Annotated in this window: 17 protein-coding genes; 15 read left to right on the top strand and 2 right to left on the bottom strand. The window is 47.8% G+C overall.

Going from position 1 to position 18,324, the window contains the following annotated elements:
• Nucleotides 1-60 precede the first annotated feature (60 nt).
• The 11 genes from EIM92_RS02870 to EIM92_RS02825 all read left to right on the top strand — a co-directional run bounded on the left by EIM92_RS02870 (nucleotide 61) and on the right by EIM92_RS02825 (nucleotide 11,352).
• Entirely contained in the window at nucleotides 61-930 is an 870-nt protein-coding gene (locus tag EIM92_RS02870; protein ID WP_125081392.1) for a LysR family transcriptional regulator, read from the top strand.
• Between the two features lie 165 nt (nucleotides 931-1,095).
• Complete coding sequence (ald, locus tag EIM92_RS02865) at nucleotides 1,096-2,214, top strand: alanine dehydrogenase (protein WP_125081391.1); 1,119 nt, start codon at nucleotides 1,096-1,098, stop codon at nucleotides 2,212-2,214.
• A 30-nt stretch (nucleotides 2,215-2,244) separates the two neighbouring features.
• Nucleotides 2,245-3,561: an MFS transporter gene (locus EIM92_RS02860; RefSeq protein WP_125081390.1), complete on the top strand. Its 1,317-nt coding sequence runs from the start codon at nucleotides 2,245-2,247 to the stop codon at nucleotides 3,559-3,561.
• Nucleotides 3,562-3,582: 21 nt separating this feature from the next.
• Nucleotides 3,583-3,756: a hypothetical protein gene (locus tag EIM92_RS23620; protein ID WP_164515019.1), complete on the top strand. Its 174-nt coding sequence runs from the start codon at nucleotides 3,583-3,585 to the stop codon at nucleotides 3,754-3,756.
• A gap of 107 nt (nucleotides 3,757-3,863) precedes the next feature.
• Entirely contained in the window at nucleotides 3,864-4,097 is a 234-nt protein-coding gene (locus EIM92_RS02855; protein WP_425464171.1) for a DUF6953 family protein, read from the top strand.
• Between the two features lie 100 nt (nucleotides 4,098-4,197).
• On the top strand, nucleotides 4,198-5,244 hold the full coding sequence (locus EIM92_RS02850; RefSeq protein WP_164515018.1) for an RDD family protein: 1,047 nt from the start codon (nucleotides 4,198-4,200) through the stop codon (nucleotides 5,242-5,244).
• A 176-nt stretch (nucleotides 5,245-5,420) separates the two neighbouring features.
• A complete protein-coding gene (locus EIM92_RS02845; protein WP_125081387.1) occupies nucleotides 5,421-7,175 on the top strand; it encodes a cache domain-containing sensor histidine kinase in 1,755 nt (584 codons plus the stop codon).
• The gene (locus tag EIM92_RS02840; RefSeq protein ID WP_125081386.1) at nucleotides 7,172-7,960 is read left to right on the top strand and encodes a response regulator transcription factor; all 789 of its coding nucleotides are present in this window, start codon (nucleotides 7,172-7,174) and stop codon (nucleotides 7,958-7,960) included. Before EIM92_RS02845 ends, EIM92_RS02840 begins: the two co-directional genes overlap by 4 nt.
• Nucleotides 7,961-8,069: 109 nt before the next feature.
• The gene (locus EIM92_RS02835) at nucleotides 8,070-9,398 is read left to right on the top strand and encodes an extracellular solute-binding protein (RefSeq protein ID WP_125081385.1); all 1,329 of its coding nucleotides are present in this window, start codon (nucleotides 8,070-8,072) and stop codon (nucleotides 9,396-9,398) included.
• A 174-nt stretch (nucleotides 9,399-9,572) separates the two neighbouring features.
• Nucleotides 9,573-10,454 (top strand): carbohydrate ABC transporter permease, encoded by an 882-nt coding sequence (locus EIM92_RS02830; protein ID WP_125081384.1) that lies wholly within the window; start codon nucleotides 9,573-9,575, stop codon nucleotides 10,452-10,454.
• A gap of 13 nt (nucleotides 10,455-10,467) precedes the next feature.
• A complete protein-coding gene (locus tag EIM92_RS02825; RefSeq protein WP_125081383.1) occupies nucleotides 10,468-11,352 on the top strand; it encodes a carbohydrate ABC transporter permease in 885 nt (294 codons plus the stop codon).
• A 252-nt stretch (nucleotides 11,353-11,604) separates the two neighbouring features.
• Here the strand turns inward: EIM92_RS02825 and EIM92_RS02820 are convergent, their stop codons facing one another.
• Nucleotides 11,605-13,212 carry a glycoside hydrolase family 43 protein gene (locus EIM92_RS02820; protein ID WP_125081382.1) on the bottom strand — a complete coding sequence of 536 codons (1,608 nt, stop codon included), beginning with the start codon at nucleotides 13,210-13,212 and terminating at the stop codon, nucleotides 11,605-11,607.
• Between the two features lie 228 nt (nucleotides 13,213-13,440).
• Here EIM92_RS02820 and EIM92_RS02815 point away from each other — a divergent pair, with 228 nt between their 5' ends.
• The gene (locus EIM92_RS02815) at nucleotides 13,441-14,325 is read left to right on the top strand and encodes a helix-turn-helix domain-containing protein (protein WP_125081381.1); all 885 of its coding nucleotides are present in this window, start codon (nucleotides 13,441-13,443) and stop codon (nucleotides 14,323-14,325) included.
• A gap of 171 nt (nucleotides 14,326-14,496) precedes the next feature.
• Here the strand turns inward: EIM92_RS02815 and EIM92_RS02810 are convergent, their stop codons facing one another.
• Nucleotides 14,497-15,363: an AraC family transcriptional regulator gene (locus EIM92_RS02810; RefSeq protein WP_125081380.1), complete on the bottom strand. Its 867-nt coding sequence runs from the start codon at nucleotides 15,361-15,363 to the stop codon at nucleotides 14,497-14,499.
• 189 nt (nucleotides 15,364-15,552) lie between these two features.
• Between EIM92_RS02810 and melA the strand changes: the two genes are divergently transcribed.
• From melA to EIM92_RS02795, 3 genes are all read left to right on the top strand, one after another.
• Nucleotides 15,553-16,851, top strand: coding sequence for an alpha-glucosidase/alpha-galactosidase (melA, locus tag EIM92_RS02805; RefSeq protein ID WP_125081379.1), 1,299 nt, complete (start codon nucleotides 15,553-15,555; stop codon nucleotides 16,849-16,851).
• Between the two features lie 41 nt (nucleotides 16,852-16,892).
• Nucleotides 16,893-17,111, top strand: coding sequence for a hypothetical protein (locus EIM92_RS02800; RefSeq protein ID WP_125081378.1), 219 nt, complete (start codon nucleotides 16,893-16,895; stop codon nucleotides 17,109-17,111).
• Between the two features lie 82 nt (nucleotides 17,112-17,193).
• A complete protein-coding gene (locus EIM92_RS02795) occupies nucleotides 17,194-17,871 on the top strand; it encodes a hypothetical protein (protein WP_342772899.1) in 678 nt (225 codons plus the stop codon).
• Nucleotides 17,872-18,324: the final 453 nt, after the last annotated feature.

Genomic DNA, 18,324 nt, shown 5'->3' with positions numbered 1-18,324 from the left:
TTATAATGATACCTGGGAAAAAGGGACATTATAAGGATACCGGGGAGGGGGAGAAGGAGATTGGATTTGAATGATTTGCGAATATTCCAAATGGTTGCACTTCACGGTAGCGTCAGCAAGGCCGCGGTAGAGCTAAATTACGTTCAATCTAATGTCACGGCCAGAATTAAGCTGTTGGAGCGTGAACTGCATACCCCGTTATTTTATCGCCATAGGCGCGGCATGATTCTAAACACAGAAGGAAAACGGCTACTGGAATACGCCAATGATATTTTAGCTAAATTCGACGAATTGAAGAAGGTGTTTCAGGACTCGTCCACTCCGTCGGGGATTCTGGAGATCGGCATTGTGGAGACGGTGATTGCGCTGCCTAAATTGTTGTCATCCTACCTCCATACTTATCCTAATGTTGACCTGTCCCTGAAGGCGGGAGTTACGGAGCAATTGCTTCAGGAAGTGGTTGATTTTAAGCTGGATGGTGCGTTTGTGACGGGGCCTATACAGCATCCAATGATTGAGCAATACGAGGTATTCCAGGAGGAGCTGGTTATAGTCTCCAGGGAGGCAAGCTTCTCGCTTGACGATATCACGGTTAAACCCCTCCTGCTGTACAACAAAGGCTGCAGCTATCGCGAAAGAATGGAGAGCTGGTTAAAGGAAGAGGGCATCGTTCCTAGAAAAATCATAGAGTTCGGCACGTTCGACACGATTATTGGCAGTGTGGCGGCGGGGGTCGGGCTGACGATTGTCCCCGAATCCACGGTCAGTTATTTGACGATGCAAGGCACAATTCATTGCCACAGGGTGCCCGATCCTTATCGGGAAGTAACTACGGTCTTCATCCGTCGGAAAGATTCCCATATGACGAGTTCCGTCGAGGCTTTTATCGATGAAATTAAAAAGGTAACAAATCCATTGCTGAGGACATAATAGGAATTGTCTTTGGCACGGTTTTTTGAGTAAAAACAGTTGAATGAACTTCAACGCTTGTAATACATTTTTCAACTTTAATGAGGTAAAGTCAGTAGATATGCATTATAATTTAATAATTATACAATCGGCTCTTGCTGAGAGAAACTAAAGGATGGTGTATACATGATTGTAGGGGTGCCTAAAGAGATCAAGAATAACGAGCACCGCGTCGGGATGACGCCCGCATCGGTGTTATCTTATGTTCAGGCTGGTCATGAAGTATGGATCGAGAGCGGAGCAGGGCTTAGTGTTGGTTTTAGTGATGAGGACTATAGCGCAGCAGGGGCGAAGATTGTACCCACGGCCGCGGACGCATGGTCGGCGGAAATGGTCGTCAAAGTGAAGGAGCCAGTAGCCGAGGAATTTTCATTTTTACGGGAAGGCTTGATTCTGTTCGCTTACCTGCATCTGGCTCCTGAGCCCTCACTGACGAAGGAACTGGCCGAACGTGGCGTAATCGCTATCGCTTATGAGACGATTCAGCTGGATTCAGGCGCACTGCCGCTTCTGTCCCCGATGAGTGAGGTTGCCGGACGGATGGCAATACAGATTGGCTCTCATTTCCTAGAGAAATCCAATGGCGGCAAAGGCGTGCTGCTCAGCGGAGTGCCTGGCGTAGAGCCTGGAAAAGTGACGATTATCGGCGGAGGCATGGTTGGCGTAAATGCAGCCAAAGTAGCCTTAGGTTTAGGGGCAGACGTGCGGATCATTGATTTGAATCTGGATCGGCTGCGTCAACTCGATGATTTGTTCCAAGGGCGGGTCAAGACACTGGTTTCGAACCCATTTAATATTGCAGACAGCGTCAAGCAGGCCGATCTTCTGATCGGAGCCGTTCTGATTCCGGGAGCACGTACGCCAAGGCTCGTTAGTGAAGCGATGGTTCAGACGATGCCTCCCGGCTCAGTCATTGTCGATGTAGCTGTAGATCAGGGCGGTTCAATTGAGACGATCGACCGGATTACGACGCATGACCAGCCGATTTATGTGAAGCATGGAGTGATCCATTATGCCGTGGCAAACATGCCTGGAGCGGTAGCTCGTACCTCTACGCTGGCATTAACGAATGTAACGACGCCATATGGTTTGCAAATTGCAGATAAGGGGTATGCGCAGGCGGCTTTGGATAATCGAGCTTTGGCCAAGGGCATTAACGTCATGAATGGTCATGTGACCTATCAGGCTGTGGCCGACGCGCAGAACCTGCTATATAAAGACATTTACACTCTGCTGAATGCATAAGGTTGTAACAACTTAAGATTTATGTAAGAAATGAGTAAGAAAAATGATAACACCCCTCTTTATGATGAAGTCATGAGAGGGGTGTTTACTATTCATCAGTTGAGTGAATCGGCCAAAGGCTCGTTGATGCGCAATCGAACATTCATGTTCTTTATGGCCTCCATGATATTTACAAGTCTGACGACACCGATGTATATGTTGATTGAGAGCTGGTACGTTGTTGACTATCTTCATATGCCGACGATGCTTGGTATCGTTCTGATGGTGACAGCTATTCCGCGCGTAATCCTCATGACTGTAGGCGGCGTATTGTCGGATCGATTCTCCAAGACGAAAATTATGTTTTTTTCCGATTTTATACGCTTCCTTCTGCTGGTTAGTATGGCGGTTCTATTTGCGCAAGGTCTACTCACTTTTGGTGTGCTGCTTGTTTTTGCTGCAGTCTTTGGTATTCTGGAGGCGTTTTATTGGCCGGCATCGTCTTCGATTATCCCGACCCTTGTAGCTCCAGAGCAGCTCGGGACAGCGAATAGCTTAAATGTCATTATTCAGCAGCTAGGAATGTTTGCTGGACCTGCTGTCGCTGGACTTATTCTCACGTTTGGGTCGTTTCAGCTATCTTTTCTCCTGCTTGGCCTTTTATTGCTGCTCGGAGCAATATGTCTGTTCCTGGTTCGCGAACCAAGACAAAGGCAAGCAGATCGCCGGGACTCGATGTTGCTGGAAATGGGTGAGGGCTTTCGTTATATAAGCCGAGATCCCTTTAAAGTGTCCATTATAGTTACTGTGGGTATTGCCAGCTTCTTTATTTCCGGTCCGGTGAGCATAGCATTCCCAACTCTAGTCAAAGAGGTGTTTCAGGGTACAGCCATGGATTTGACCTACCTGCAGGTATCCTTTGCGGCCGGGAGCGTTCTTGGTGGCTTGATGCTCGTCGTGTTTCGGCCGAAGGGAAATGTAACGCTGCGGGCTTATGCGGCATTTATTTTGTTATGTCTGGGTATTGTCGGTCTGGGCTGGATTGATCAATTATGGCATGCCGTTATCATCAGCGGTTGTGCGGGGATGATCTCGGCTTATGCCAATATGCTGCTGCTGACGGTATTTCAGCTCAGCTTGGAACAGGATAAACTAGGCCGCGGCATGAGCGTATTTACCATCGCTTCAACGGGGCTGTACCCTCTGTCAACAGGGCTGGTTCCGTTGCTGCTAGGCAGTGGGTGGAGCATTTCAGAAATTTTGAGGACTGCGGGCATGATGGCTGGGGGATTTTTGCTTATCGTCCTACTAAGCGTAAAAGCTCTGCATTCGCCCCCTGCGGAGGTCTCGATTCATACAGAAGATTAAGCGAGAGGAGGAGCATCGACCATGCGCAAGCATCAAATAATGAAGTGGATCTTTTATCTATGCCTAGTCTCCATATTTATCAATGGAACGATTTATATGGCGACCAAATCCGGTGATTCGCTAATTAGCCTGCTCAGTGCTGCAGGATTAGGCGTGATCATGGGCATCGGTGCCTTGCTGACGCGTAAATCTTGATGGTAGTCATGTAATATTAATAGTTAAATAGGTGCAGGGCGTCCCGTGAGGGGCGCCTTGGCTGGTTGTGATACACTATACTCAAAACTTTAGTTGGGGGCAAAGTGATGTATTCAGCAGATCATGTTGCAGAGTGGATGGTACAGGAGATTAAGTTCAAAGGGATGCTTCGGCAAGAAGAGGCTATTGCCCATGTTAGGCAGCACTTTGGGGAAGAGCATGTTTTTGTCAATGATAACGGAAATCCGTCCCTCTCTAAGGAGGTAAAAAAGGCCTTTCGGAAGCTGCATGGCGGGAGAGTAGCATGGGATCGTGACGGTTTTTTTTGGGCTTGGACTTAACTAAGAAGTAAGCAATTTGCAGAAAGATTCGGGATATCATATACTTTGGATGTTCTCAGATGGGAATATACGGAAAGGGCAGTAAGGGGTGTGGATATCCTTGAAGCAAAATTACGTTGATTTACATATGCCATCCAATCGTCCTGTATTTATGTTGTTCAGGCGCATTGGGGCAACTTTGCTTGATTATTTATTGTTCGCAGTATTAATCCGATCGGCGCTGGATATCGATAGGTTGGTAATCATCCGTGGGGTATTTTCCGCTCATCTGTGCATCGTCGTTCTTATATTATCTTATTATGTGCTGCTTGAAGGTTTAATAGGAAGTACGTTTGGAAAATGGGTGATGCGCATTCGAGTGGTCGATCAGGATGGGGCTGCTCCAGGACTGCTTAAGGCATTTATCCGTACTCTATTCCGGGTCATGGACAGTAATCCATTGCTGCTTGCCGGGCTGCCTGCTGCTTTAGGAATTGTTATGACGGAGCGGAGACAGCGGCTTGGCGATTTAGCCGCCCGTACTTATGTGGTGAGTGCGGGGCAGATGCCATCGAACAAAGTAAATCGCGGCAGAGAAGCTGTGGCTGTAACTTTTGCGGTTATGCCGATTTTACTGGCGATGATGCTACCCTTGGTTGTCCGGGTCAATCCTCCTTCTGAAGGGGAGCGGCGTTCCAAGGAAACGAGCTATAGTGATGAGAAGATACATATCAGTCATAACGGAAAGTTTAAAATCACGACGAGCCCGGATTGGCTCTTCGACCCTAATTTGGACAATCAGGCGGAGATCTCATTATCCAATCGATTTTCGAATAAATATCTGGCGTTATTCTCCGAGCCTAAGAAGCGCTTCAAGAGAGGAAGCACACTCGAGCAGTATCAGAAATACGCCGAACAAAGCTTTGCTGCAGGTCTTGCCCATTCGCCGATTTACAAGCCTCGATCCCTCTTTATTAATGGACACCCCGCGTATCAGTTTGCCGTCGAGCAGGAAGTGAACGGGATGAAGGTGGCCTATATCGTCACTACGATCGAGACTAAGTTGTACTATCACTGGATTACTGTATGGACGGATGCTGCCAAATATAGGGAATATCAGCAAGAGCTGCATTCAGTGATCAGCACTTTTGATAATTTTACTACTTAATATGCGTGGGAATTCGAGGCAAGTATAGTTCCGTTGTCTAACCATGACGACTGGAACTTTTTTTTTGGGTTTTCAGGACTTTGAATTGAGAAGGGAAGGCTTGACTTTTTCGAACAGCAAATTTAGATAATGGTATATAGTATCTTTACAACGCTATGACGAGGGATGTGTAGCCATTGTCAAAGTTTAACCGGATAAATACGTTGCGTAACCAAATTTTCATCGGCTTTATGCTGGTGATGGTCATCGTGCTGGCTTTGGTCAGCTTTTTTACATTCGGCCAGGTTTCGATTCTGTTGCGTAACAATGCCGAGAAGCATATTCAGCAAACTGCGGTTCAAGCGACGGGAAAACTGGATGCTCTATTGCAGCAAATTAATACACTGACAGCCCAAGTGGCAATGAATGCGACAACCCAGCGCTTGCTAGCCGAAGAGACGGCAACGGAGCCAATCCGCTTTGAAGACAGGCAACGGCTTCAGCAGGAAGTGCGTAAATACGAAGCTTATGCGACAGGCATTCGTTCGCTCGAATTATACACGGCGGATTTTCAAAGGCTGCTCCCGCTGGATGACATTAGATTGACCGAACGCGTCTCCAGCGAATGGATCGATCGGGTGGACGAGGAGATGGGCCGGCTGGTATGGTTTGGCCAGGACCCACAGAATCCAAATGGGGTTATCGCGATTCGCAGCATTCGCCTAATCGATAAGTCCTTTTCCCACGCCGGGTACTTAATGGTTCATATTGAAAAGAGCTATTTTGAACTTACGGATGCCACGGTGGAGAGCGAAATGCGTGAATCCATGGGACTATTCGATAAAAGCGGGAAAACCATTTTCTCCGATTTTCCTGCGGGGGCAGATTCCAGAATGCTGCTCAGTCATGTCGGCGAAAGCATCACAATTGATGGCAAAGAGTATATTGCAATTCAGAACCAGTCTGAGGCTACGGGCTGGACATTGGCTATATTGACGCCCATGGATTATGTAACCGAGGGGATTAGCGTGCTGCGCACGAATATTCTTGTGTCTGGTGGGGTTGGCGGATTGCTCTTTTTGATATTTACCTTTATTCTATCCACGATGATTACGCGGCCTATCCTGAATTTGATTAAGGCGATGCGGGGGGCTCGATTCGGTACGTTGAAGCCAAGTCCGATTACGTCAAGAACGATGGAAATCAATGAACTCAACAATTCGTACAACCAAATGGTCGTCGATTTGAACGAGCTAATTGAGGTTGTCTACCAGAAGGAAATCATTCAGAGCCGTACGGAACTGAAGGCGCTCCAGTCTCAGATTAATCCGCATTTTCTCTTTAATACTCTGGAAGCGTTCTATTGGGAGCTAGAAGATAAAGGGGAGGAAGAACTGGCTCAAATCGTTGTGGCGATGTCCGGCATATTCCGATATGTCATTAATAAGACGGATGAGGATGAATGGGTGACGCTCGGCGATGAGCTGGATCATGCAGAAAGGTATTTGAAAATCATGGAGATGCGCATGGTGGACAGATTATCGTGGCGCATTGAGGTAGACGAGGCTTGCCGCCAGGTGCCCGTACCGAAGCTGCTGATCCAGCCGCTTGTTGAGAATGCCATCTTGCATGGCGTGGAGCAGCGGGTAGGCCCTGGCACGGTTATGCTGCGGGTAGAGCCTAGCAGCAGGCCGGGATTTACCCGGATTACCGTAGCGGATGACGGGCCGGGAATGGATCAGGAGAAGCTGCGTTCCTTGCATGCTGTTATGAGAAAAGGGCATGTAAGTGCAACGAAAGGCCATGGCATTGGGATGGTCAACGTGGAGAGAAGACTAAGGCTGAGCTATGATGCTGAAGCAGAAGGGCTTGAAATTAGAAGTGAGAAAGGGCATGGAACGACGATAGCCTTTGAAATTCCGAATGAATATGGGAGTGAGATGAAGCCATGAAAACGATACTTGTCGTAGATGATGAGCCGAGGACAAGAGAAGGGGTCCGCAAAACTTTAGAGGCGTGGTCATCTGGCCGTTACCGGATTGAGACGGCGTCCAGCGGCGTGGAGGCTTTGGTATGGCTGCAGGAGCACGAGGCCAATCTGCTCGTAACCGATATCCGGATGCCCGAAATCGGCGGGCTTGATCTTATCGAGAGATTGGAGGATATGAAAAATCCACCGGTCGTTATAGTAATTTCCGGTCACCCGGAATTTGACTATGCGCAAAAGGCGTTGAAATTCGGCGTGGTCGAGTATTTATTGAAGCCGCTGGATAAGGCCAAGCTTGTTCAGGCTGTCGAGCTCGCGCTCCAGCGGGAGGAGAAGATCCACCGGATCGAGCGGATGGAGAAGCTGGTCGATCCCAAGCTGATGGAGACGATGGAGCATGAGAGTGCATATAGTACCCCGGTCCGCGAAGCGATTCGTTATTTGGACGAGCATTTGCATGAATCGGTATCTATGCGCGATCTAGCCGATCATCTTCATATGAATGCCAGTTATTTCAGCGTTCTGTTCAAGGAGCAGACAGGCTTGACCTTCAGTGAATATTTGACCAAGCAGAGAATCCAGCGGGCGAAGGTACTGCTTACCACGACGATGCTTCCCATTGCCGAGATTGCTGAAAGGGTCGGATACCAGACCGCACGGTACTTCGTTAAAGTCTTCCGGGAGCTGGAGCAGGTCAGTCCTGGACAGTACAGGAATAACGTGAAGGATTCGGCAGAGATCATCCAATAATAGTGGCATTAATCCCAATCCCTCTATCATTACAGCATGATCCCACCATTGATACAATTTAATTAAGCGGAATGTAACCGCTAGCATTCGTAGAAAAGGGGTTGTAAACGTGTTCAAGAAAAAATGGACGATGCTGCTATTAACTTCATTGTGTCTGGCTTTGATCTTAGGGGGCTGCGGCTCGAAGGGGAATAACGGAGGCGGAACCTCTCAAGGCGGGGAAGGCAAGGGCGGCGACCAAGTCACAGTTAGCTTCATGCACCTATGGCCTGAAGGCGTGTCCGCTGGTCAGAACAAAATCGTCAACCAGATTATTACTGAATATCAGAACGAAAACCCTAATGTAAAAATCAAGCAAGAGGTGCTGGATAACGAGCAGTACAAGAACAAGCTGAAAGTACTCTCCGCATCCAACGAACTGCCGGATGTGGGCGTAACCTGGGCGGCGGGATTCTTGCAGCCTTATGTGGAAGGCAATCTGTTTGCTCCGGTAGATGATCTGCTGAGCGGCGAGCTGAACGGCAAGTTTGTTGCCGGAACTACGGAGGCCTATAATATTGACGGAAATACGTATGCGCTTCCATTGGAATTTAATATCGCACCGGTGTATTACAACAAAGCGATTTTTGAGAAATATAATCTTGAAGTTCCACAGACATACGAACAATTTAAGCAAGTTGTGAAAGCGCTGTCTGATAACGGTGTGGCACCGATTGCACTGGGCAACAAGGATCGTTGGACGGGCTCCCTCTGGTACATGTATATGGCTGACCGGATCGCGGGACAACAAACACTGGCTAACGCAATTAGCGGCTCCGCTTCCTTCAAGGACGAAGGATTGCTGAAGGCAGGGGCTGAAGTTCAAGCTTTGGTTGACAGCAATGCATTTGTCAAAGGCTTCAATGGCTTGTCCAATGAAGAGGCGAAGTCCGAGTTCTTGAACGAAAAAGCAGCAATGTACATGATGGGTTCCTGGGACCTTCCGAACTTCACGACAAATGAAGAAATTCCATTGGAGTTTCGTAACAGCGTTGGTTTCTTTAAATTCCCGACCATTGAAGGCGGCAAAGGCGACATCAACAGCTGGGTTGGCGGGCCAGGCGTTGGCCTGTTCGTGGGCGAGAACTCCAAAGTGAAGGATGAGGCTAAGAAATTCGTGGAATACTTCGTCACCAAATGGGGTGAGCAATCCGTAACCGGCGCAGGGGTTATCCCGGCTACGAAGGTAGATACGTCCAACTTGGATCTTCCTCAACTGTATATCGATCTGTTTAACGAAATGAATCAAGCTAGCAGCATTACTTTGTTCGCAGACGTGCAAATGCCTGCGAATGCGGCAGAGACGCACCTTAACATGATCCAGGCTCTCTTTGGCAAAGCGGCAACACCGGAGAAATTCTCCGAAGAGCATGATGCGGCGATTGCCAAAGGACAATAACGCTAACAGTTCAAAGGTAATTTGGCTAACAGGAGGACAATGACTGAGACTGCTTGCTTAATCCGTGTCAGTCATTGCTCAAGAGGCTTATCCGGCAGCATTGCCGGATAGTCTTTTCTAAGCAACGAGTTAGCGAAAAATAGAAACGACTATGGAGGAAAGGAGTCGGACAACGTGGATAAGGTGCTCTCCAATAAAAAGGTAATCGCACTCTATGTACTGCCATCACTGCTTCTCATTTTAGGTGTCGTATATATTCCGATTATACTTACCGGCTTTTATGGATTAAACAAGTGGAATGGCATCAGCGCCATGGAATTCATCGGTATGGAAAATTATCTGGCTCTAGCGAAGGATGATGCATTCTGGAGTAGTGCTTGGCACTCGCTTCTGCTGGCTTTGTTCTCTACGCTCAGTCTTGTGATTTATTTAGCTGTAGCCATGGTTCTTGCTACCCGTATCAAGGGGGCGAACCTGTTCCGCAAAATTTATCTTATTCCGATGCTGTTATCGTCGGTAGCTATTGCGCAATTGTGGCTGAAAATCTACCATCCGACCAACGGGATCGTAAACAGCTTTTTGGAATCTATCGGTTTTGCTAATCCTCCTGCATGGCTTGCAGAGACATCATTGGTATTGCCTGCACTGTTCATTCCGATTCTGTGGCAATATGCGGGTTTCTATATTCTGATTTACTACGCAGCTCTGAAGAATATTCCGGCTTCCCTGGAGGAAGCGGCGAAGATCGATGGTGCCAATGCATTGCAAATCGCCTGGAAAATCAAGCTTCCGCTTGCGATGGAAGTGATCAAGGTGACGATCGTTCTGGCCGTTGTCGGGTCGCTGAAGTATTTTGACCTGATTTACGTCATGACCGACGGGGGACCGAATGGCGCCAGTGAGGTTATGGCCTCGTATATGTATCGTGTAGCATTCCGGGCTCATGATTTCGGATACGGCAGTGCAATCGGATTTTTCCTGCTCATCATTTGTCTTGTCATCACTTGGGTTATTCGCAAATTAACGGCTACGAAAGATACCATTCAATATTCCTAAGGAGGGACGCTTCATGATATCTGGAACCGCAGGACAGCTTCAGAACGGGCCGGCGAGCTCAGGGGCAGCCCTTGGACGTAAATTAGGCTATGGGCTTTTGTATATCATTCTGATTCTTGTGGCTGTTCTTCAAGTGCTGCCGCTCGTATGGCTGTTGTTCTTCTCGTTAAAAAATAACCAGGAAGTGTTCAATCTTCCGCCGTTTTCGCTCCCGATGGATCCTAAATGGGCGAACTATTCCAAAGTATGGAGCGCGGGGAATATTAATGTGTACTTTTTGAACAGTGTATGGGTTACTGTGCTGGCAACCGCGCTGACGGTCATCCTGGCGAGCTTGGTCACGTATGCCGTGACGAGAATGAAGTGGAAGGGAAGCTCCTTCGTGCTGGGTCTATTCATGGTCGCGATGATGATTCCCGTTCACTCGACGCTCATTCCTTTGTTTAGCGTATATAACAAAATCGGTTTAACGGATCATCCGTTATCATTGATCTTCTCTTATGTAGCGTTTAACATGCCGATTACGATCATGATTTTGCTCGGCTTCTACTATGCGCTGCCGCGGGAGGTAGAGGAGGCCGCCGTCATTGATGGCTGCTCCGTAAACCGGATGTTTGCGCAAATTGTATTTCCAATGACCAGCTCCGTGTTGGCAACGACGGCGATCATCAACATGATTTATAACTGGAATGAGTTTATATTCGTAAATACGTTCATCAGCTCTGATATTTATAAGACCTTGACGGTCGGGGTTCAGAACTTTATCGGTCAATATACGACGGATTGGGGGGCTATCGGTGCTACGCTCATGATTAGTATTTTGCCGATCCTGATCACCTTCTTATTCCTTAGCGACAAGATCGTAGAGGGGATCGCAGCTGGTTCGGTTAAGGGTTAAGGTTAAGGGGTATGGGTTGAGAGTTAAGAGCTGCGAGTTACAAGTTATGAGTTATGAGTTATGGATTAAGTTGGGGTAGGTAAGATTAGAAGCTTAGAATAAGTTACTTTAACATCTACATCCGAGCAAGGAGCCTGGGGCGAGCCCTGGGTTCTTTATCTTTTGGGGAGTGGATGGTACGAAGCTAGTACAAGCGCATAATAACAGGCCGCTCAAGGATAGAGGATATCCCCGATGCGGCCCGTTACTATATTAATTGTTCTTGTAGATGAAGTAGTCGAAGTCAGCAGGCTCGTTCTGGCCGGAGGTATCCTGGCATTGCATGCCTACAAATGCCCCTGTAAAGAAGCCTCCGCCTTGGATGTAATCGTCAGACAGCTTATAGGAATAGAAATTGACCGGGATAACAGACCAGTTCGCTCCATCGAATGAGTAGGAGTAACGGTACACATCACTCTCCACATCTACGCGCAGGTACACGTATTCCACATTCGCAGGTATTGCGATTTCATGGCCTTGCAGTGGGGCGGAGAATGTAAAGTTGTCGCAAACGACGAGCTCTAGAATTCTGCCCTTGTCTTCGTTCCAGGAGATCTGGCAGGAGGTCCAGTTCTGCGTGTTGTAGTAATTCACTAATCCTGCCGACTGCTGGAACGTCGTTGGGTTGAACGCGACCTTGGTTTCCGCGGTGAAATTAAAGTGCTGCCAGCGTCTCGCGATGAATGCCTGTGTAAATTTGGATGTCAGCGATTCTTTGCCATACAGGCGCAGATGGCCGGGCTTGTCGGTTAGCGAGACAATATTGTCGCCTAACGGAATCCGCAAGCTCTGGAAGTGCAGATTCAGTTTGTCGCTGTCGAAGTCGTCCTTCTCCGGGAAATCGGGTTCCCACTTCACTTCAGGAATGTTAGGCCCTTCGATTTGCAGGGAAGGCTGGTTGCCGCCAACCACGTAAGGCCAGTCGTTCTTCCATTCTAGCCGCTGGATCGCTGTCTCTCTGCCAAGCGGGCAGAAGCCGCGAGGGTCAAGCAAAGGCTGACCTTCCCGGGACAATGGTCTTCCCGTCAAGTGAACGAGGAACCATTCGTCGGTATGTGTCTGCACAATCGAAGCATGTCCGGCCTTTTGCAATGGATTACGCGGTACGGAGAACGAGGAGATCAGCGGGTTCTCTGGATGTACTTCGTAAGGGCCGCGCAGGTTTTTGGAACGAGCAATCGTAGCACAGTGGTCATACTTGGTGCCGCCTTCAGCTGTCAGCAGGTAATAATAACCGTTCAATTTATACAAGTGTGGCGCTTCCGTCAGTTTGATATCCGTTCCTTTGAAAATAATCTCTCTGTCGCCGACCAGCTTCTGCTCGCTGGCGCTATATTCTTGAAGCACGATACCATAGAAATTGTGGTGACCAACGCGTTGATCCCATAGCATGTTGACAAGGTATTTCTTCCCGTCTTCATCATGGAATAACGATGGATCGAAGCCCGAACTGTTCAAATAAATCGGCTCTGACCATTCTCCGTCGATGGTGTCACAGGTAACGAGGTAGTTATGACAATCCTTCCACTGTCCTTCTGTTACTTTTACATCAGTGTATATCAGCCAGAATTGATTATCGGCATAGGATAGCTGAGGGGCCCAAATGCCGCCGGAGTCCGGATTTCCCATCATGTTGAGCTGACTCAAGCGATTCAAGGGTCTGGTGACGAGCCTCCAGTTTTTCAAATCTTTAGAGTGGTAGATACCCACGCCGGGAAACCACTCGAAGGTGGATACCGCAATATAATAGTCCTCGCCTACGCGGCAAATGCTAGGATCTGGATTAAAGCCTGTCAAAATCGGGTTTTGAATTATAGCCATGCTTCTTCTCCTTTAACTATGTTTTTTGAAAAAATGGGAGTCTAAATTGAGGTTCACAACGATAAATTACCCTTTTCCTTTTGAAGGATGATCGAGGTCTATCTATGTTATGATAACTATATTGTATCAACGTCAATAAGAGGTTCCCATATCCATAGCATGTTGATATTTACCCAATTCAATCAACTTCAATAGTTGTGATTAATATTCAAAAAGGGGGCAGGAAATATGGAGGTAAAAATGGAGCGCATACGAAGAGAAATGATGCTTCCTGACATGGAGTCCACTTTCCGCGTGTTTGCCGCCCACTGGCGTACAGTTGATCCGGATTGGAAGTATCCTTCGCATAAGCAACCCTTGTTTGAGGTGAATTTAGTCCTCTCGGGTACGCAGGAGATGATCGTGAACCGGACGGTATACGTGCAGCGGCCAGGTGATCTCCTTTTGTTGGGGCCCGATGATCTCCACGAAAGCCGAGTGCTTGGCGGAGAGGAGATGACATATTATTGCTTGCATTTTGATGTCGATGAGATATCATTTCGCGAGCTGCTCTATCGTAATAAGGCTTGCTACCACGCTTCAGGCAGTGAATTAGCGGCTGCGATTCGTCCTGCGCTCGATAAGCTGATTGCATTAACATCGGAGGAGACGGTTGTCCGTGTCGAATCTCGTATGGCAGCACTTTCGGCGATATTTGAGCTTTTCGCGGGGATTAGCGGCACGCTTGGCAAGCGGGATGGTGATGGTCCCCCGTCGCGGATGTCGCAAACCGCATCTAGGGTGGCTGCCCTGCTAGAGCAAGCTGTAGATGAGACAGCGGATGGAAGCAGGGAGGGGCGGGAAATGGATACAATCGAGTCGATCGCTGCGGAAGTCGGCTACAGCACATCTTCTATAAATCGGATGTTTACGTCTGTATTTGGCCTATCGCCCCGTCAGTATATGTCCAATTTAATGCTGAGAAAATCCAAGTTGCTGCTCATGGATCCTGAGTTGACGATCGAAGAGATTTCCGGCAGGCTCGGTTACAAAAATATTGCTCATTTCAGCCGCCAATTTAAGCGCTGGACCGGAGAATCCCCAAGCCGTTTTCGCGCCCGTTTTCACACGTAGGTAGGCCTTAATATTTAAGTTTGGTTATAACATTTACAGAAGTAAAAATATAACATATATTTCTTACGTTTAGGCTTATCAGTAGGAATTATCTATAAACTGTATCTATCATAACTCACCGTTTACCCAGCGGTGGCTGTTCAGGCCCCCCTTTTGGATCTATGGAAGATCCTAAGGGGAGTCTTTTTTACTTGGAATAGGGCGGTTATTCTCGCGTTGCCTGGAAGCCCTGGGTGATTGGCCAATCACCTTTTTGAACATCTTCGAGAACAGGAAGGGGTCGGTATAGCCAACTGAGCGGGATACGTCGCTGACGGTGAGATCGGGATTGCGGAGCAGTTCCACGGCTCGATTCATTCGATATTCCAGCAAGAAGGTTTGCAAAGAGACGCCGAATTGTGCTTTGAACAGCCCGGATAAATAAGTACGGTCCAGACCGACGGAACGGGCGATATCCATGACACTGATCTTCTGGCTGTAGCTGCTCTCGATCCATTCAATCGCTTTGCGTACATAGACTTCTTTGGGGTTAGAGATCTTCTTTTCTCTGGATGAATCTGAAGGGGAGCAGGCAATCAGTTCGGCCATGATCCGGTATATGATGCTTTGGATCAGCACGTCACCGCCGCGTTCCGCACGAGCCCGATCCAGATCATTGTAGAAGGCTTCAAACACGTGGCTGCGCGATTGGAATACAGGATTCGCCAGAGACAAATTGGCTCTTTGCAGTAATGATTTGGCATGAAGTCCTCTGAATCCGATCCAGGAATAAATCCACGGGCATTGGGTATCGGCTTCGTAGTAGACTAAGATCTCCGGTGGGATGAGGAAACCATGGCCTGCGGTCAGTTCATAAGTTCGGTCATTGATGCGAAAACGTCCTTTTCCCTCATGGACATAGTGAATAATATAGCAGTCGCGCAGACCTGGGCCCCATGCATGACCAGACAGGCATTCCTCCATGCCGAAGAACAGCAATTTCAAATCCATCTGATTCTGGAACGGCTCGTTATAGTGGACGATATCGATACGGCTCACCTCTGCTATCCCTCCTCCATACGCACCTTTGATGTAAATATTATAACAGGTTTTCTACCGTGTATAAAAGAGTTATGAGGTTACTAAATGGGATTATGACATGTTTTAGCGAGAAAGAGCCATGTTCAACCTTCAGCCTGGAGCTTATAGTTAAGGTACATTTTAACGAATAGTGGAGGCGATGAAGCAATGGCGAAAATTACATTTATGGGTGCCGGAAGCACGGTGTTTGTCAAAAATGTTCTTGGAGATGTCATGCTGACGGAATCATTGCAGGGCTTTGAGCTCGCATTGTACGACATTGACATGGAGCGGCTGAAAGATTCGGAAAATCTGCTGAACAGCCTCAAAGAAACGATTGGCAGCACCTGCGTTGTAAAGGCTTACAGTGATCGAAAAGAGGCGCTCCGGGGTGCGAAATACGTTATTAACGCGATTCAGGTAGGCGGATATGATCCGTGTACGATTACGGATTTTGAAATTCCAAAGAAATATGGCTTGCGGCAGACGATTGCTGATACTTTGGGAATTGGCGGCATCTTCCGCAACCTTCGGACAATTCCAGTCATGCTTGATTTCGCGAAGGATATGCAGGAAGTATGCCCGGATGCCTGGTTCTTGAATTACACGAATCCGATGGCGGTATTGACGAATGTGATGAATACTGTTGGCGGCATTAAGACGGTAGGACTATGCCACAGTGTGCAGAAGTGTATTCCCGAGCTGTTCGGAGCGCTGGGCTTGAGCGAAGAGGGGCTGGAGACGAAGATCGCGGGAATTAATCATATGGCCTGGCTGCTGGAGGTTAAGCGCGACGGTAAGGATCTCTATCCGGAAATCCGTAAGCTTGCCGCCGAGAAGCAGAAGGAAAGCCACAATGATATGGTGCGTTTTGAGTTAATGCTGCGCTTTGGCTATTATGTGACGGAATCCTCGGAGCATAATGCAGAGTATCATCCGTATTTCATAAAACGGAATTATCCTGAACTGATTGAGCGTTTTAATATTCCGTTGGATGAATATCCACGGCGCTGCATCGAGCAGATTGAGGGCTGGAAGGCTCAGCGGGAGAAGCTGTTTGCCAGCGAAAATATCGAGCATACCCGCAGCTTGGAATATGCCTCGTACATTATGGAGGCTATGGAGACAAATCGGCCATACAAAATCGGCGGCAACGTGATGAACACGGGCCTGATTACTAACCTTCCGCAGGAAGCCTGTGTTGAAGTGCCTTGTCTCGTGGATGCATCAGGTATAACACCGACTTACGTTGGAGCTCTGCCGCCACAGCTTGCTGCGTTGAACCGGACGAACATCAACACGCAGCTACTCACCGTCGAAGCAGCCGTTACGGGGAAGAAGGAGCATATTTACCATGCAGCGATGCTTGATCCGCACACAGCGGCTGAGCTTTCCATCGATGACATTGTAGCGATGTGCGATGACTTGATTGAAGCTCATGGAGATTGGCTGCCGGAGTTCAAATAAGTAATGCAGGGGGCTCGCGCTCGTGGTAGTGCTGCGTTCTAGTGCTCATGCTCGCGCTTGAGCCTGTGCCCGTGCCTGTGCTCGTGCTCGTGCCCGTGCTGCGTTCTAGTGCTCATGCTCGTACTCTAGGTGAGTGGGGTCTTCTGTGTATTGTTGTTGTTAGCTTTTATTTGACTCTAGCTATGGCTATGGCTGTGGCTATGGTTATGAATGACTATTTACAGGAGTTTGCAAGGACTGGTATTATTTGGTCGGAATGACGAAGGACGTCTTCAAACACCATCGTGTGGTTTGAGGGCGTTTTTTTATTTTTACTAGTTTGACGGAGGGGAGTTATTTTAAATGGTGACTTTTGAGGAAGCGCACGCAGCTTTCATTCAAGATCATTTGAATCGTCGAATCGGTGAGCGACGGAGCAGGCTGGAAAGAGGGCACGGACATGGGGAAATCCTTTTTGCGGAAAATATATGGTGGCCGCTGAAGGGAAATTTTGATGATCTTCATCCTGAATACGAAGTGCTTGATTGGCGTGGGAGACCTTATTTTGCTGATTATGTCTTTGATCCGAGGTTAAGTAGACTTTTAATCGAAATTAAGGGATTTGGCGAGCATGTAACCAATATGGATCGGAAAAAATATTGCAACGAATTAAATCGTGAAACCTTTTTGGCCGGTATGAGATTTCAAGTGATTTCATTTGCTTATGATGATGTGGCGCATCGGCCGGAAACCTGCATCTATTTGCTGCGTATGGTGCTGAGTCGATTTGAATCGGCGAATAAACAAGTGGAAAGAATTTTTTTCGCCGATCAGGAGATTATTCGTTATGCGACCTTTCTAGCGCGCCCGATTCGCCCGGTCGATATCGCGAAGTACTTCACGATCAATCATCGAACCGCCGTCGGCCATTTGAAGCGTTTATGCCAGAAGGGCTGGCTGAAGCCGATCCATCGCGGCACTGGACAGCGCATCCTGTATTATGAGTTAACGAGACAAGGTATGGATAGCGGACTTGTTTAATCTGCTCGGAGGTTTCATTATGAGGGAGTTGGTGGGAGTTGGTTTACTTTGGTTTTCGTGTTTACTTTGGTTTACATGTTTACATTGGCTTGCCTTGGTTTATTTTGGGGATACACTCAAATTTAGCTCAGTAAAGAATAGAGTTTCGATCTACAACCTAAAGGAGGGAGCTTGCTCATGCTTGTTAGGAACTTATTTCATTAGGAAGGTATTCAGCCAGTAGGAATTTATATAGCGAATAGGAAGCGATCCATCGGATAGGGGGTTATCCAGTGAAAAGGAATCGATCCATCGAATGGGGAAATGTCTATCGAATACGGGTTATCTATCGAATGAGAGTATATCTAGCGATGGGAATCTACCTAGCGAAAAGGAACGCGAAAAGGAACGAATCATCGAACCGTAATCATTTTTTATCGGTTTTTCCCGAAATGCAATCGGCTTTTATAGTAA

The organism is Paenibacillus lentus (genome assembly GCF_003931855.1).
Lineage (GTDB): Bacteria > Bacillota > Bacilli > Paenibacillales > Paenibacillaceae > Fontibacillus > Fontibacillus lentus.
This window is presented reverse-complemented; position numbering and strand designations above follow the sequence as displayed.

Bases quoted from the DNA above. Each gene is read 5' to 3' on its own strand.
- melA (WP_125081379.1), top strand. From the start codon at position 15,553: ATGGCGAAAATTACATTTATGGGTGCCGGAAGCACGGTGTTTGTCAAA.
- EIM92_RS02840 (WP_125081386.1), top strand. From the start codon at position 7,172: ATGAAAACGATACTTGTCGTAGATGATGAGCCGAGGACAAGAGAAGGG.
- EIM92_RS02815 (WP_125081381.1), top strand. From the start codon at position 13,441: ATGGAGGTAAAAATGGAGCGCATACGAAGAGAAATGATGCTTCCTGAC.
- EIM92_RS02860 (WP_125081390.1), top strand. From the start codon at position 2,245: ATGAGTAAGAAAAATGATAACACCCCTCTTTATGATGAAGTCATGAGA.
- EIM92_RS23620 (WP_164515019.1), top strand. From the start codon at position 3,583: ATGCGCAAGCATCAAATAATGAAGTGGATCTTTTATCTATGCCTAGTC.
- EIM92_RS02855 (WP_425464171.1), top strand. From the start codon at position 3,864: ATGTATTCAGCAGATCATGTTGCAGAGTGGATGGTACAGGAGATTAAG.
- ald (WP_125081391.1), top strand. From the start codon at position 1,096: ATGATTGTAGGGGTGCCTAAAGAGATCAAGAATAACGAGCACCGCGTC.
- EIM92_RS02795 (WP_342772899.1), top strand. From the start codon at position 17,194: ATGGTGACTTTTGAGGAAGCGCACGCAGCTTTCATTCAAGATCATTTG.
- EIM92_RS02820 (WP_125081382.1), bottom strand. From the start codon at position 13,212: ATGGCTATAATTCAAAACCCGATTTTGACAGGCTTTAATCCAGATCCT.
- EIM92_RS02825 (WP_125081383.1), top strand. From the start codon at position 10,468: ATGATATCTGGAACCGCAGGACAGCTTCAGAACGGGCCGGCGAGCTCA.